General features: G+C 68.5%; 15 protein-coding genes. 7 read left to right on the forward strand and 8 right to left on the reverse strand.

All coding sequences use genetic code 11. The annotated features are described in order from the left end of the window. Positions 1-31: 31 nt before the first annotated feature. The gene (locus KK141_RS03000) at positions 32-1,234 is read right to left on the reverse strand and encodes an SAM-dependent methyltransferase (protein ID WP_214570889.1); all 1,203 of its coding nucleotides are present in this window, start codon (positions 1,232-1,234) and stop codon (positions 32-34) included. 58 nt (positions 1,235-1,292) lie between these two features. Then, a complete protein-coding gene (locus KK141_RS03005) occupies positions 1,293-3,449 on the reverse strand; it encodes a TonB-dependent receptor (protein ID WP_214570890.1) in 2,157 nt (718 codons plus the stop codon). A gap of 228 nt (positions 3,450-3,677) precedes the next feature. Between KK141_RS03005 and KK141_RS03010 the strand changes: the two genes are divergently transcribed. Both KK141_RS03010 and KK141_RS03015 read left to right on the forward strand, forming a co-directional pair. Continuing rightward, positions 3,678-4,442 carry an EcsC family protein gene (locus KK141_RS03010; protein WP_250901498.1) on the forward strand — a complete coding sequence of 255 codons (765 nt, stop codon included), beginning with the start codon at positions 3,678-3,680 and terminating at the stop codon, positions 4,440-4,442. 76 nt (positions 4,443-4,518) lie between these two features. Beyond that, positions 4,519-5,265 (forward strand): pteridine reductase, encoded by a 747-nt coding sequence (locus KK141_RS03015; protein ID WP_214570891.1) that lies wholly within the window; start codon positions 4,519-4,521, stop codon positions 5,263-5,265. A gap of 58 nt (positions 5,266-5,323) precedes the next feature. Here the strand turns inward: KK141_RS03015 and KK141_RS03020 are convergent, their stop codons facing one another. From KK141_RS03020 to tsaD, 4 genes are all read right to left on the reverse strand, one after another. After that, entirely contained in the window at positions 5,324-6,172 is an 849-nt protein-coding gene (locus KK141_RS03020; RefSeq protein ID WP_214570892.1) for a DUF6159 family protein, read from the reverse strand. A 75-nt stretch (positions 6,173-6,247) separates the two neighbouring features. Next, complete coding sequence (gene folK, locus KK141_RS03025) at positions 6,248-6,730, reverse strand: 2-amino-4-hydroxy-6-hydroxymethyldihydropteridine diphosphokinase (RefSeq protein WP_214570893.1); 483 nt, start codon at positions 6,728-6,730, stop codon at positions 6,248-6,250. Between the two features lie 8 nt (positions 6,731-6,738). Next, on the reverse strand, positions 6,739-7,098 hold the full coding sequence (folB, locus tag KK141_RS03030; protein WP_214570894.1) for a dihydroneopterin aldolase: 360 nt from the start codon (positions 7,096-7,098) through the stop codon (positions 6,739-6,741). Between the two features lie 42 nt (positions 7,099-7,140). Continuing rightward, on the reverse strand, positions 7,141-8,190 hold the full coding sequence (gene tsaD, locus KK141_RS03035) for a tRNA (adenosine(37)-N6)-threonylcarbamoyltransferase complex transferase subunit TsaD (protein WP_214570895.1): 1,050 nt from the start codon (positions 8,188-8,190) through the stop codon (positions 7,141-7,143). A 55-nt stretch (positions 8,191-8,245) separates the two neighbouring features. Between tsaD and rpsU the strand changes: the two genes are divergently transcribed. After that, on the forward strand, positions 8,246-8,461 hold the full coding sequence (rpsU, locus tag KK141_RS03040) for a 30S ribosomal protein S21 (RefSeq protein WP_014404075.1): 216 nt from the start codon (positions 8,246-8,248) through the stop codon (positions 8,459-8,461). Positions 8,462-8,659: 198 nt separating this feature from the next. Then, entirely contained in the window at positions 8,660-9,103 is a 444-nt protein-coding gene (locus tag KK141_RS03045; protein ID WP_167253604.1) for a GatB/YqeY domain-containing protein, read from the forward strand. Between the two features lie 77 nt (positions 9,104-9,180). Here KK141_RS03045 and KK141_RS03050 read toward each other — a convergent pair whose 3' ends face one another. Next, positions 9,181-9,498: a hypothetical protein gene (locus KK141_RS03050; protein ID WP_214570896.1), complete on the reverse strand. Its 318-nt coding sequence runs from the start codon at positions 9,496-9,498 to the stop codon at positions 9,181-9,183. 149 nt (positions 9,499-9,647) lie between these two features. On the opposite strand from KK141_RS03050, the gene KK141_RS03055 reads away from it, so the two are divergent. Next, positions 9,648-9,818, forward strand: a complete 171-nt coding sequence (locus tag KK141_RS03055; RefSeq protein ID WP_214570897.1) for a DUF1328 domain-containing protein — start codon at positions 9,648-9,650, stop codon at positions 9,816-9,818. A 10-nt stretch (positions 9,819-9,828) separates the two neighbouring features. On the opposite strand, the gene KK141_RS03060 is transcribed toward KK141_RS03055, so the two are convergent. Beyond that, positions 9,829-10,461, reverse strand: coding sequence for a GNAT family N-acetyltransferase (locus KK141_RS03060; protein ID WP_214570898.1), 633 nt, complete (start codon positions 10,459-10,461; stop codon positions 9,829-9,831). Positions 10,462-10,539: 78 nt separating this feature from the next. On the opposite strand from KK141_RS03060, the gene dnaG reads away from it, so the two are divergent. Further along, positions 10,540-12,270 (forward strand): DNA primase, encoded by a 1,731-nt coding sequence (gene dnaG / locus KK141_RS03065; RefSeq protein ID WP_214570899.1) that lies wholly within the window; start codon positions 10,540-10,542, stop codon positions 12,268-12,270. Between the two features lie 118 nt (positions 12,271-12,388). Then, entirely contained in the window at positions 12,389-13,015 is a 627-nt protein-coding gene (locus tag KK141_RS03070; RefSeq protein WP_214570900.1) for a DedA family protein, read from the forward strand.

The following is a 13,015-nucleotide window of genomic DNA, read 5'->3' on the forward strand; positions in this document are numbered from 1 at the left end:
TGCCGTCGCCCGCAGCGGCGACGGCGCGCCCTTACAGCCGGTCGCCCTGATCGGCTTCGAGCAGATCGGCCGGCAGCGGCACCACGTCCATGCCGCGCGCCAGCACCATCGCCTGGAAGCGTTCGCCCATCTGGTCCGGCAAGGTGAGCTTCTTCACCTGCTGGGCGAGGCGGTAGCGCGCCGCTTCGTCCGGCGCTTCGGCATAGGCGTCTTCGAAGGCCTGCTGCAGGCCGGCAGCGATCAGGAACTGCGCCTGCGGCAGATACGCCGCCACGCCGAAACCGGCCTGGTTGCCGGCTTCGGCCAGCGCGGTGAAATCCACCGAGGCGGTGAGGTCGTTGAGGCCGGGCAGGAACAGCGGATCGGCGTGCGCGTGGTGGCGGTAATGCGCCATCAGCGTGCCGTCGCTGCGGCCGGGCTGGTAGTACTCGCGGCGCACGTAGCCGTAGTCGACGAACAGCATCACGCCAGCGACGAGCGAGCCGGCGATGGCCTGCATCCAGTACGGCAGCTGCGGCAGCACTTCGGAGCGGTAGCCGTCGGCGAAGCTGCTTTCGGTATCGCGCTCCAGATGGCGCACGGCGCCGGAGACCAGCGCATCCGCGGGACGATCGACGCGCATCAGCCGGCCTTCGCCGTCGAGCGCGACGTATTCCTCGTAGACCTCGCCGGCGCGCAGGGTGAAGCGCGTGGTGGGCAGGGCGTCGATCACTTCGTTGGCGAACAGCGCACCGCGCCATTCCTCTTCCGGCGGACGATCCAGCCATTGCACGCGCGCGAACAGAGCCGGCGGCAGCGCCGCGGCGAGGCGGTCGCGCTGGCGTTCGCGCAGGTCGGCGCTGGGTTCCAGGATCAGATAGCGGCGCGGCATTTGCGCGTTGGCGTGGAAGGCCAGCAGCGCGGATTCGGCGAAAGAGCCGCTGCCGCCGCCGAGTTCGAGCACGTCGGCTTCGTCGCCAAGCAGTTCGAGCACCGGCCCAATCACCTTCGCCACGCAGCGCGCGAACAGATCGCCCAGTTCCGGCGCGGTGATGAAGTCGCCGGCCGCGCCGAACTTGGTGGCGCCGGCGCTGTAGTAGCCCAGGCCCGGTTCGTACAGGCAGCGACCCATGTATTCGGCGAAGGGCATGGGGCCGTGCGCGGCGATGTGTTCGCGCAGGCGCGCCAGCAGATGGTCGGAATGGGCGCGCTCGTCGGCGCCGGGCTCGGGAAGGCGGGAAAAGCTGGGATTCATCGCGCAAGGATAGCGCTCGCCGCGCCCTTGCGGGCGCGGCGTTGGTGCATCGTGCCGCTTAGAAGTCCTTCTGCACCGTGGCATACAGCCCGCGGCGCGGACCGAACTGCGGCGCGCCCACGCCGATACCGGTGCCGTCGCGCAGCTCGTAGGTGCGGTCCAGCGCGTTGATCACGGCCAGCTGGGTGTGCAGCTTGCCGGTGCTCTGGAACTCGAAGTCGTGCGACAGGCTGAGGTTGAGCTGGAAGTAGGCCGGCATCGAGGCGCCGTTCGGCACCGTGCCGTCGCGGCGCAGGCCGCTGCCGAACAGGTAGTTGGCGCCGACGCGGGTGGCCGGGTCGATGGCGTAGCTCACGCCGCCGGAGGAGGCGATCTTCTGGTCGTGGTCCAGGTGGATGTAGTGATTGGCCACGTAGGCCAGGTCGTCCGGCGCGAAGTTGTACTGGCTGGTGATCACCCGCTCGCCCATCGCCTGCGACAGCGCGACGTTGAAGTAGGCCGACCACGGACCGTTGTCGTAGTCGGCGGTGAATTCCACGCCGCGGATGCGGCCCTTGGCGTAGTTGAAGGTGGAATACACCAGCGCGGCGCCGAACTGGCCTTCGTCCTGCAGGCGGCGCACCTTGCGGTAGTACGCGTCCAGGCCCAGGGTCAGCGAGGAACCGATGCGCTGCTGGATGCCGACGTCGAAATAATCGCTGCGCTCGGCCAGCGGCGTGTTGCTGCCGTTATCCGGCAGCGCATTGGTGGTGCCGTCGAACTTCTGGATATTGGTGGTGGTGATCGCTTCGGTCGCCGGCGGCGTGAAGTAGCGCGAATAACCCGCATGCAGGGTGGTGTCGTCGCTGGCCTGGTAGACCGCGCCCAGGCGCGGGCTGAGCTGGCTTTCGGTGCGGAAGGCCTTGTACACGTCGCCGCGCAGGCCGTAGTTCACGGTGAGCTTTTCGCCGATGCTCCACTCGTCCTGCACGTAGCCGGACCAGGTCTTGGCGGTGAGGCGGTTGCCGTCGAGGATATTGACCGGCGTGGTGCTGGACTGGTTGCCGCCGGCGTCGACCGGGAACACCCAGGCGCTGGTGCTGCTGGGCGCACGCTCGAAGCTGCCGTAGACGCCGTAGCGCAGCGTGTGGGTGTCGCCCAGCGGCGTGGCGAAATCGGCCTGCAGGGTGCTGGCGCGGTTGCTGCGGTTGATGCTGGAAGCGACGCCGTTGAACATCAGGTCGCCGATCATGTCCGGCGTGAACGCAAGGCTGGAATAGCGCTGGCCGATCGACACCTGGTAGTCGGTGGCGCCGAGCTTGCCCTGCAGGGCGAGCACGCCGAAGCGGGTGTTTTCGCGCTGCTGTTCGTTGAGCCTGGCCGAGTCGAAATCGGTCACGTCCAGATAGCCGAAGGTGGGTGTCTGGCCGGGGTTGTTCGGGATCTGGAAGCGGCTGTTGGCCATGCCGAACAGGAAGCTCAGGCGGGTCTGGTTGTCGATCAGGTACGAGATATCGCCGAACGCCTTCACCTGGTTGGTGTGGTCGTGGATCGGCTTGCGGCTCGGCGTGGGGTTTTCGATGCCGACGTCGCTTTCCAGGTAGTTGGCGGTGAGGAAGTAGCTCCAGCGGTCGGTGGTGCCCCACAGCGACGCATTCGGATTGAGCGTGCCGAACGAGCCGCCGGTGATGCCGACGCTGCCGCCGTTGCCCAGGTCGTGGCCGCTCTTGGTGCTGATGTCGACCACCGCGGCGGTGCGCAGGCCGTACTGCGCGGGCAGCGCGCCGTCGAGCAGCTTCACGCTCTTGATGGTGCGGGTGTCGAGGGTCTGGCCGAAGCCGGAGATCGATTCGGGAATGATCACGCCGTCGATGCGGTATTGCAGGTTGGCGTGGTCGCCGCGTACGTGCAGGCCGCCGTAGGAGTCCTGCACCACGCCCGGCGCCTGCAGCAGCACCTGGTTCACCGGCGTGCTGTCGCCGAGCGGCAGCTGCGCGATGGCTTTCTGGTCGATCACGTACTGGCTGCTGCCGGTATCCGGCGACAGCGCGTTGCGCGAGATATCCAGCGCGGCGCTCACATCGATCGCCCCCAGCTGCTGCACCTTGGCCGGCGGCTTGTTGCGTGTGGCGCCGTTGCTGTTGGTGTCCGTGCCGGTGGTGTCGGTGTCGGCGGCCTGGGCGGAGGCGGCGAACAAGGCGGCGGCAAGGCTGATGGCGAGCAGGGTGTGCTTCATCGGGTCACTCGGGGAGTAGGTGGAGGGCGGCTGTGTTTCGATACGTTATAACGTTGCCAGTCCTACCTTTCATTTACCTGCCCCGAAAGTCATGCCTTCGACCGCAATATTTTGCGGGAACAAGCGGTTGCAGCCGCGCCGGCAGCTGGCGGCGCAGCGTTCGCAACGGCTTCATCCACAAAGCCTAGACTCCACCCGCGACCAGGAACCCCAGCCCCCGAGGCCCGCATGAGCGACGACCGCAAGCAACTCCCCGCCGTGATCACCGCGGAAGACCACAGCCGCGTGACCCGGGCGATCCTGGACTTTGTCAGCGATATCCCGGGCAGCAAGGTCGGCCCCAGCGGCGAGCCGGAGACCGAGGCGCGCCGCATCGCCAACCGCGCCGCACAGCGCGCCGCGCTCACCGCCGGTTCGCTGGCGCTGCCGCCGGGGCCGCTGGGCTGGCTTACCGTGCTGCCGGAGCTGATCGCGATCTGGAAGATCCAGGCGCAGATGGTCAGCGACATCGCCGCCGCCTACGGCCGCCACGCGGAACTGGGCCGCGAACAGATGCTGTGGTGCCTGTTCCGCCACACCGCCGCGCAGGCGTTCCGCGACCTGGTGGTGCGCATGGGCGACCGCCTGCTGTTCCGCCGCATGTCGTACGCGGTGGCCGAGCGCGTGGCCAAGCGCGTCGGCGTGAAGATCACCCAGCGCACGGTAGGCAAAGGCCTGTCGCGCTGGCTGCCGGTGGTGGGTGCGCTCGGCGTCGGCGCTTACGCGTATTACGACACCGGACAAGTAGCGAGCACCGCCATCTCGATGTTCGGCGGAGATTTCGACTTCGAAGGCGGCGGCGAAGACGCACGCCTCGCTGCTGCCGCCGAACGCCAACCCGGCGCCGTGCGCCGCGCGCGCAATGCCGTGGTGGAAAAAACCGCCACCGGCGCCGCACGCGTGATGGCGCGCGTGACGCGTTCGCGCAACGACAAGCACCATCCGCCGAAATAGAAAACCGCGCGGCGCGGGATGACCTCCCGCACGCTTTCCGGCAAGCTGCCGGCTGTTTCGCCCGCAGGAGCCGCGCATGCCGCCACGCCAGGATCGTCCCGTCGCCTTGATCACCGGCGGCGTCAAGCGCGTCGGTGCGCAGATTGCGCGCACGCTGCATGCGGCCGGCTACGACCTCGTCCTGCATTTCCGCAGCTCGGCCAATGAAGCCGCTGCGCTGGTGGCCGAACTGGAAAAGCAGCGCGCGGGCAGCACGCTGGCCATCCAGGGCGAACTGGCGGATCTCGACCGCTTGCCCGCGATGATCGAACAGGCGCTGCAGCATTACGGCCGCCTCGACGCCCTCGTCAACAACGCCTCCGCCTTCTTTCCCACGGCGGTCGGCAGCGCCACCACCGCGCAATGGAACGAGCTGTTCGCTTCGAACGCGCAGGCCCCGTTCTTCCTCGCCCAAGCCGCCACCCCGGCGCTGCGCGAAACACACGGCGCCATCGTCAACCTGGTCGACGTCTACGCCGAACGCCCGCTCGCCAACCACCCCATCTACTGCATGGCCAAAGCCGCGCTCGCCGCGATGACGCGCTCGCTGGCGCTCGATCTCGGCCCCGACATCCGCGTCAACGGCATCGCCCCCGGCGCGGTGATGTGGCCCAGCGACGGCAAGCCCTACGACGATCAGCAGGCCATGCTCGCGCGCACGCCGCTGCAGCGCGCCGGTTCGCCGCAGGACGTGGCCGGCGCCGTGCTGTGGCTGCTGCGCGACGCGCCTTTCGTCACCGGCCAGATCATCCGCATCGACGGCGGCCGCTCGCTGTCGATCTGATGCCATAAAAAAAGGGCGGCATCGCTGCCGCCCTTCCGGATACGCACTACCGCGCGCATCAGTTCTTGGTGCGGAACGCCTGCTCCAGCAGCGCTTGGTCGAAACCTCCGCCGACCTTGCCCTCTTCGGCGTACTGGTACAGCGCCGCCGAATAGATGCCCTGCAGCGAAGCCTGCACCAGCGCCAGCACGATCAGGCTCACCACCGCCACCGCGATGGCGGCCACGATCAGCGGCAGCGACTCCGTCGTAAGCGCACCGACCACCAGGGCGCCCATGACTACGATCAACACGAAGCTCAGCAGCCCGAACACCACGCCGATCCCGGCGTTGCCGATCAGGTTCTCGCCCCAGGTGCGCTTGAGCAGTTCCACGCTGCGCTTCACCGCTTCCATCGGGCCGATCTCCTCGCTGGCCAGCACCGGCACCACCAGGAAAGTGGCCACCGTCCAGGCCAGGCCGAGCAGGCCGGCCACGATGCGGCCGACGAAACCCAGCCGCTCCTGCAGCGCGCGCAGGAACAGGCCCACCGTGGCGGCGATCAGCGCATAGCCGAAGATCGCGCCGACGCGCGACTTGGCGATGGCGAAACCGGCCGACAGGCTGGTCTCTTCGCCGCGCAGGCGCTGCAGCGCCGCGCCGGCCAGCGCGGTGTTGAAGAAGATGATCACGAAGTACTGCACCAGGTAGAACGCGAACGTCGCCACGTACCAGCCGATCGGCAGCTTGTCGCGGCTCACGTGCTCCATGCCCGCCGCCGCGACGGCAATGGGGATGATGAAGCTTGCCGCCACCAGCAGGCAGCACAGTCCCGACAGCAGCGGGAACATCATCAATGCCTTGTCCGAACGCAACACCGCCGCGCTCGCCTTCATCAGATTCCAACTGCGCGCAAACTTGCCTGCCATATCCCCTACCTCGTCCCTTGGTGAAAGTTGCGCCGCGATTTCTAGCATCTGCGCCGGAAACGCGACAGTGCGTCCTTACAGCGGCTCGACCGTCAGCGGCTCGCTCGCCACGGGAAAAGCCGCCCACAGCTCGGCCATGCTTCGGCCGTCGACAGGGTGGCGCAAGCCTGGCGCGATGTCGGCGACCGGCCGCAGCACGAAGGCGTGCTTGAGTTCTTTACGCGGAATGTCCAGGTGCCCTTCGCCCTGCCGCACCAGGTCGCCGTACAGCACGATGTCCACATCCAGCGTGCGGTCGGAATAGCGCGGCACGTCGCGGCGGCGCCCGTGGCGGTCTTCCAGCGCGTGCAGCCAGTCGTTGAGCGCTTCCGGCGCCAGCTCGGTATCCAGGCCCACCGCCAAGTTGACGAAGTCCGGCCCGTCGAAACCCACCGCCTTGCTGCGGTAGGCCGGCGACACTTCGATGGCGCCGAAGCGCGCGCGCAGTTCGTCCAGCGCGGCGCGCAGATACTGCTGCGGCTGCTGATTGGAGCCCAGGCTCAGGTAAACGCGTGCCATGCCGCCGCTCAGCCCGGACGCACGCCGCGTTCGATGCGCACGCCCACCGAACGGGCGCCGCGCACCGCGCCGGGCTTGGACAGCTTCAGCCGCACCCAGGCCACGCCGAATTCCTCGCGCACGATCGCCGCGCAGCGCTCGGCCAGCGTCTCGACCAGGCCGAAGCTGGAGGCTTCCACGTATTCGATCAGGCGCTTGGACACGTCCTTGTAGTTGAGCGTGTCGGCGATGTCGTCGCTGGCCGCGGGCCGGGTGTTGTCGAAGGCCATTTCCAGGTCGAACGACAGCGTCTGCCGCACGCGGCGCTCCCAGTCGTAGATGCCGATGACGGTGTCGATGCGCAGATCTTCGATAAAAACGATGTCCATGGCCGTGCCGAACGGTAGAAAGACGACAAGCCTAACGCGTCGTCACACCGCCGGCAGGGTTTCCAGGTCCCAGCGCGGAAAGACCTGCACGCTTTCGTCCTGCTGCTGCCCGGCGGCGAGGCGGATCGCGCCGGCCAGGGCGATCATCGCGCCGTTGTCGGTGCAGAAGGCCAGGCGCGGGAAATACACGCGGAACCCTTCCTTGGCGCCGGCCTCGGCCAGCTCCGCGCGCAGGCGCTTGTTGGCGCCCACGCCGCCGGCGATCACCAGCCGTTTGGCGCCGGCGGCCTGCAGGGCGCGGCGGCATTTGATCGCCAGGGTGTCGACAATGGCTTCCTCGAAGGCGCGGGCGACGTCGGCGCGGGTCTGCTCGGACTGGTCCGACTGCTGCCACGCCAGCAGCACCTGGGTCTTCAGGCCCGAGAAGCTGAAATCCAGGCCGGGCCGGTCGGTCATCGGCCGCGAGAAGCGGAACACGCCCGCCCGCCCCTGCTGGGCCAGCGCGGCCAGCGCCGGGCCGCCGGGATACGGCAGGCCCATCAGCTTGGCGGTCTTGTCGAAGGCTTCGCCGGCGGCGTCGTCCAGGGTGTCGCCCAGAATCTTGTAGCGGCCGATGCCCTGCACCTCCACCAGCATGGAATGCCCGCCCGAGACCAGCAGGGCCACGAACGGCGGCTCTGGCGGGTCTTCCTCCAGCAGCGGGGCCAGCAGGTGGCCTTCCATGTGGTGCACGCCGATGGCCGGCACGCCCAGCGCCCAGGCCATGGCCCGGGCGGCGGAGGCGCCCACCAGCAGGGCGCCGACCAGGCCGGGGCCGGCGGTATAGGCCACCCCGCCCAGGTCCTGCGGGGTCAGGCCGGCCTCGGCCAGGGCCTCGCGCACCAGCGGCAGCAGCTTGCGCACGTGGTCGCGGCTGGCCAGTTCCGGCACCACGCCGCCGTAGTCGGCATGCAGCTTGATCTGGCTGTACAGGGCGTGGGACAGCAGGCCGCGGCCCGGCGCGGCGGGCTCCCAGCGCAGCAGGGCCACCCCGGTCTCGTCGCAGGAGGTTTCGATGCCCAGCACAGGCTTTGAAAATTGCTTCGTGTCCACGCTATACTTCGCGGCTCGCCCGATCAGACGGGCAAGTTTACCACTCGGAGTTTCCATGCCCAGCGTAAAAGTCCGCGAGAACGAGCCGTTCGAGCTTGCCCTGCGTCGCTTCAAGCGTACTTGTGAAAAGGCCGGCGTCCTGGCCGAGACCCGCAAGCGCGAGTTCTACGAAAAGCCGACCCAGGAGCGTAAGCGCAAGCGCGCCGCCGCGGTGAAGCGTCACCTGCGCCGCCTCTCGCGCGACACCTCGCGTCGTACGCGCCTGTACTGAGGCTGCCGTCCGCCCTTCGGCGGACGCAAAGGTCACGGCCTGGCGCCCACGGCGCCGCCTGCCACCTTTCATGCCACGGTAGCCGGCGCGTGCATCCGCAGCCGCTGCCTTATCGCTCCAGCATCGGCCGGCGTTGCCTCAGGCAACGCCGGCTTTATGCGTTTCCTTCACGCCAACAGCCCCTCTCCGGAGAGTGACATGTCCCTCAGGCAACAGCTCCAAGAAGACATGAAGAACGCCATGCGCGGCGGCGACAAGGCCCGCCTCGCCGTGATCCGCCTGATCCTCGCCTCGATCAAGCAGCGCGAAGTGGATGAGCGCATCGAGCTGGACGACGTGCAGACCCTGGCCGTGCTGGAAAAGATGCTCAAGCAGCGCCGCGATTCGATCACCCAGTTCGACGCCGCCCAGCGCCAGGACCTGGCCGATGCCGAGCGCGCCGAAGTCGCCGTGATCGAGACCTACCTGCCGGCCAAGCTCAGCGAGGCGGAGATCGACGAGCTGATCACCGCCGCCATCGCCAGCACCGGCGCCAGCTCCGCCCGCGACATGGGCAAGGTGGTCACCGCGGTGAAGCAGCAGTCCGCCGGCCGCGCCGACATGGCCGTGGTCTCGGCCCGCGTGAAGGCGCGCCTCGCCTAAGGCCTGCTCGCCTAAGGCCTGCTCGCCTAAGGCCTGCTCGCCTAAGGCCTGCTCGCCTAAGGCCGGCTCGCCCAAGGCTAAGGCAGGTGGTGGCCCAGGCCGCCCGCCGTCCGCAGCCAGAACAGCAGCAGCACCAGCGCAATAACAGCCACCACCATCACCCATGCGTGGTGGCGGCGCTGGCCGCTCACCTGCTCCCAGCGCTCGCGGTCCAGGAAATAGCGCCCCTCGCCCGGGCAGCGCAGCACGCCGCGCTCCACCAGCTGGTACCAGGCGATGCCCGGCGTCAGTTTCAGCTCCTCGACGCCGCGCGCCGATTCCCTACTCGTCGCGCCCGCTTCCTCGAAGCGCTGCACGATCGCGCGCTGTGCGCGCAACATCATCGCCGTCAACATGGCGTTATCTCCGAACTAAACCGTGTCCAACGCGGCGTTAAAGCCGCGTCGCGGCATGACGCCGCCCACGCATTATCCAGCCAAGCCCTTCACACCGGCACGCCCACCCTCGCGGAAGCCGCTGCCGCGGCCTACGGAAGGAGAGACGCATGCTCAAGTGGGCCATCATCTTCGCCATCGTTTCGCTGGTCACCGGCTGGCTGGGTTTCTACTCGGTCTCCGGCGTTACCGGCACCATCGCCAAGGTCCTGTTCGCGATCTTCGTGATCCTGTTCCTGATCGCGGTGCTGGCCGTGGTCGGCATCTTTCATATCGTCTAAGCGCAGTCGTCTAGGACCACCGCTCCATGCGCCGATGCGGGGGCACCTGTCCCCGCGCATCGGCCAGGCTCGAAGCCCGCTCCCCCGTCACCGCAAAGCCGCAGCGCTCATACAGCGCCTGCGCGCGCGGATTGGTCGCCGCCACATCCAGCGCCAGCGGCACGCGCCCCAAAGCAGCAGCTTGCCCGGCCAGATGCTCGACCAGCGCCGCGCCGATGCCGCGCCCGCGCAGGGCCGGCTCCACGCCCAGATGGGCCAGATAATGCATCTGCCCCGACGGCGGCCTGATCACCCCCTCCACCCGCAGGCCACGCGCAATCACGCCGCCCGCATGCCGCCAGCCGAAGAAACCCAGGATCTGCCGCGCCGCCGCCAGCGTGAACGCCCACTGCGTCGACGCCCCATAGCCGGCGCCGACCGCCACCACCCGCCCGTGCAATTCCCCCACGCAGTGGTTGCGCCAGCCGAATTCGCCGGCGCCGTCGGCAAAAGCGTGGCGCAGGAAGGCCTGCGCATCGCTGCGTCCCGGCACCGCGAACACGTATTCGAACGCCCCCGGCCCGGAGCTGTGGATCAGCGGCACCGCCGCGGCCACATCTCCCGCCGCGGCGGGCCTGAAACGCACCTGTGCACTTGCCGCCATGCCCGCCTCCCCCGACCATGAGCCGCCAGCATAAGCCCCGGCCCCAGCCCTTGACCGCCCCCGTACACTAGAGAGCTTATGCGCGGCCGTATCCCCGACACCTTCATCGACGAACTGCTCTCCCGCGTCGACATCGTCGACGTGATCGAGCGGCGCGTGCCGTTGAAGAAGGCCGGGCGCGAATGGACCGCCTGCTGCCCGTTCCACAACGAGCGCTCGCCCTCGTTCTACGTCAGCCCGGCCAAGCAGTTCTTCCACTGCTTCGGCTGCGGCGCGCACGGCAGCGCGATCAAGTTCCTGATGGACTACGACCGCCTGGAATTCCCCGACGCGGTGGAGGAACTGGCGCAGTCGGTCGGCCTGAAGGTGCCTTTCGAGGGCGGCCGCGACAACGCCCCGCGCGAAGACAAGACCGATCTCTACAGCCTGCTCGACAGCGCCGCGCGCTGGTACGAAGGCCAGCTGCCGCACAACCCCGACGCGCAGGCCTACTGCAAGAAGCGCGGCCTCGACGCCGACACCATCGCGCGCTTCCGCATCGGCTGGGCGCCGGCCGGCTTCGACGGCGTGCTGAAGGCGCTGGGCACCGATCCCAAGCGCATGCAGTTGCTCAACGACGCCGGCATGGTCGCCAGCAACGAGCGCGGCAACAAATACGACCGCTTCCGCGAACGCCTGATGTTCCCCATCCTGGACCGCCGCGGCCGCGTGATTGCCTTCGGCGGCCGCGTGCTGCAGTCCGAGCAGGGGCCCAAATACCTCAACTCGCCCGAGACCGCGCTGTTCCACAAAGGCCGCGAGCTGTTCGCGCTGTGGCAGGTGAAGCAGGCCAACAGCAACCTGGCGCGCATCGTGGTGGTCGAGGGCTATATGGACGTGATCGCCATGCACCAGGCTGGCCTGCCGATCGCAGTGGCCACCCTGGGCACGGCGACTACGCCGGACCATACCGAAGTGCTGTTCCGCGCCGCGCCCGACGTGGTGTTCTGCTTCGACGGCGACCGCGCCGGCCGCGCCGCCGCATGGAAGGCGCTGGAAGCCGCGCTGCCGCGCCTGCGCGATGGCCGCCAGGCGTATTTCCTGTTCCTGCCCGACGGCGAAGACCCGGACACCTTGATCCGCAAGGAAGGCAAGCAGGGCTTCGAGCAGCGCCTGAAGAACGCCACGCCGCTGTCGGAATATTTCTTCGGCGAACTCGCCCACGAAGTGGACATCGGCAGCCTCGACGGCCGCGCCCGCCTGGCCGAACGTGCCCGCCCGCTGATCGCCCGCCTGCCCGACGGCGCCTTCCGCGACCTGATGGCGCAAGACCTGGAACGCCGCACCGGCGCCCGCGCCGTGCTGCAGCCCGATACCGCCGCGCGCCGTCCCGCGCAGCAGCCGGTGGCGGTGCAGCGCAGCCTGGTGCGCAGCGCCATCGCACTGTTGCTGGTCCAGCCTGGCATGGCCGATCAGGTCGAGCGTCCGTACGGCTTCCTGCGCCTGGACAAACCCGGCATCGAGCTGCTCGCCGAATTGATCGATCTGGCGCGCGCCCGGCCCGGCATCAATCCCATGGTGCTGGTGGAACACTTCGCCGAGCGGCCCGAGTATTCCGCACTGCAAAAATTGATGGCCGCCACCGTGCCGGGCGAGCCGGAGGATCTGCTGATCGCGTTTCTCAACGCGCTGCGCCGCCTGGAGCAGGAGGCCACGGCGCAACGCCGCGCCTTCCTCTCGGCCAAGCAGCAGCAGGGTCCGCTCGACGACGCGGAGAAGGCCGAGCTGCGCGAACTGCTCGCGACCAAACCCCCCTCCTTCTCGGGTTGACGGTACATGCGGTTATCCTCCTCCGCTTCGCACCCGCTGGCCGGCGCCCATGGATTGGCCCGCCTGTGGGATCATCGCCCCTCGCTTTCCGCCGGGGCTCGACCAGGCAAGGACGTCGATGGATCTGCTTGAACGACTCGTCACGCTGTTCGCCGAGAACGGCTACGCCGCCGTCTTCATCGCACTGCTGCTGTGCGGTGCCGGCGCGCCGTTGCCGGAGGACATCACCCTGGTCGCCGGCGGCGTCATCACGGGCCTGGGCTACGGCAACGTGCACATCATGTTCGCGGTGTCGATGGTCGGCGTGCTGCTGGGCGACGCGGGCATGTTCCTGCTGGGGCACCACTACGGCGCGCGCATCCTGCAATGGCGCGTGGTCGCGCGCGTGCTCACGCCAGAGCGCTATGCCAAGGTGCAGGAGAAGTTCGAGCGCTACGGCAACCGCCTGATGTTCATCGCGCGCTTCCTGCCCGGCATGCGCACCGCGGTGTACATCACCGCCGGCACCACACACCGCGTGTCGTTCATGCGCTTCTTTCTGCTGGACGGCCTGGCCGCGCTGATCAGCGTGCCGATCTGGGTGTACCTGGGCTATTTCGGCGCCAACAATCACGAGTGGCTGGTGATGTGGATCCGCCGCGGCCAGAGCAGCCTGTGGGCGCTGGGCGGCATCATCCTGGCGGTGGTGCTGGTGCTGTGGTGGCGGCACCGCCGCCGCGTGGCGCGCGAGAAGGCGGAGTCCTAG

The organism is Dyella sp. LX-66 (genome assembly GCF_018599165.1).
GTDB classification, from domain to species: Bacteria; Pseudomonadota; Gammaproteobacteria; order Xanthomonadales; family Rhodanobacteraceae; genus Dyella_D; species Dyella_D marensis.

Excerpts from the sequence above, each read along its gene's own strand:
- KK141_RS03010 (WP_250901498.1), top strand. The coding sequence starts at position 3,678 with ATGAGCGACGACCGCAAGCAACTCCCCGCCGTGATCACCGCGGAAGAC.
- rpsU (WP_014404075.1), top strand. The coding sequence starts at position 8,246 with ATGCCCAGCGTAAAAGTCCGCGAGAACGAGCCGTTCGAGCTTGCCCTG.
- KK141_RS03070 (WP_214570900.1), top strand. The coding sequence starts at position 12,389 with ATGGATCTGCTTGAACGACTCGTCACGCTGTTCGCCGAGAACGGCTAC.
- dnaG (WP_214570899.1), top strand. The coding sequence starts at position 10,540 with ATGCGCGGCCGTATCCCCGACACCTTCATCGACGAACTGCTCTCCCGC.
- KK141_RS03015 (WP_214570891.1), top strand. The coding sequence starts at position 4,519 with ATGCCGCCACGCCAGGATCGTCCCGTCGCCTTGATCACCGGCGGCGTC.
- folK (WP_214570893.1), bottom strand. The coding sequence starts at position 6,730 with ATGGCACGCGTTTACCTGAGCCTGGGCTCCAATCAGCAGCCGCAGCAG.
- folB (WP_214570894.1), bottom strand. The coding sequence starts at position 7,098 with ATGGACATCGTTTTTATCGAAGATCTGCGCATCGACACCGTCATCGGC.
- KK141_RS03055 (WP_214570897.1), top strand. The coding sequence starts at position 9,648 with ATGCTCAAGTGGGCCATCATCTTCGCCATCGTTTCGCTGGTCACCGGC.
- KK141_RS03000 (WP_214570889.1), bottom strand. The coding sequence starts at position 1,234 with ATGAATCCCAGCTTTTCCCGCCTTCCCGAGCCCGGCGCCGACGAGCGC.
- KK141_RS03060 (WP_214570898.1), bottom strand. The coding sequence starts at position 10,461 with ATGGCGGCAAGTGCACAGGTGCGTTTCAGGCCCGCCGCGGCGGGAGAT.
- KK141_RS03020 (WP_214570892.1), bottom strand. The coding sequence starts at position 6,172 with ATGGCAGGCAAGTTTGCGCGCAGTTGGAATCTGATGAAGGCGAGCGCG.
- KK141_RS03050 (WP_214570896.1), bottom strand. The coding sequence starts at position 9,498 with ATGTTGACGGCGATGATGTTGCGCGCACAGCGCGCGATCGTGCAGCGC.
- KK141_RS03005 (WP_214570890.1), bottom strand. The coding sequence starts at position 3,449 with ATGAAGCACACCCTGCTCGCCATCAGCCTTGCCGCCGCCTTGTTCGCC.
- KK141_RS03045 (WP_167253604.1), top strand. The coding sequence starts at position 8,660 with ATGTCCCTCAGGCAACAGCTCCAAGAAGACATGAAGAACGCCATGCGC.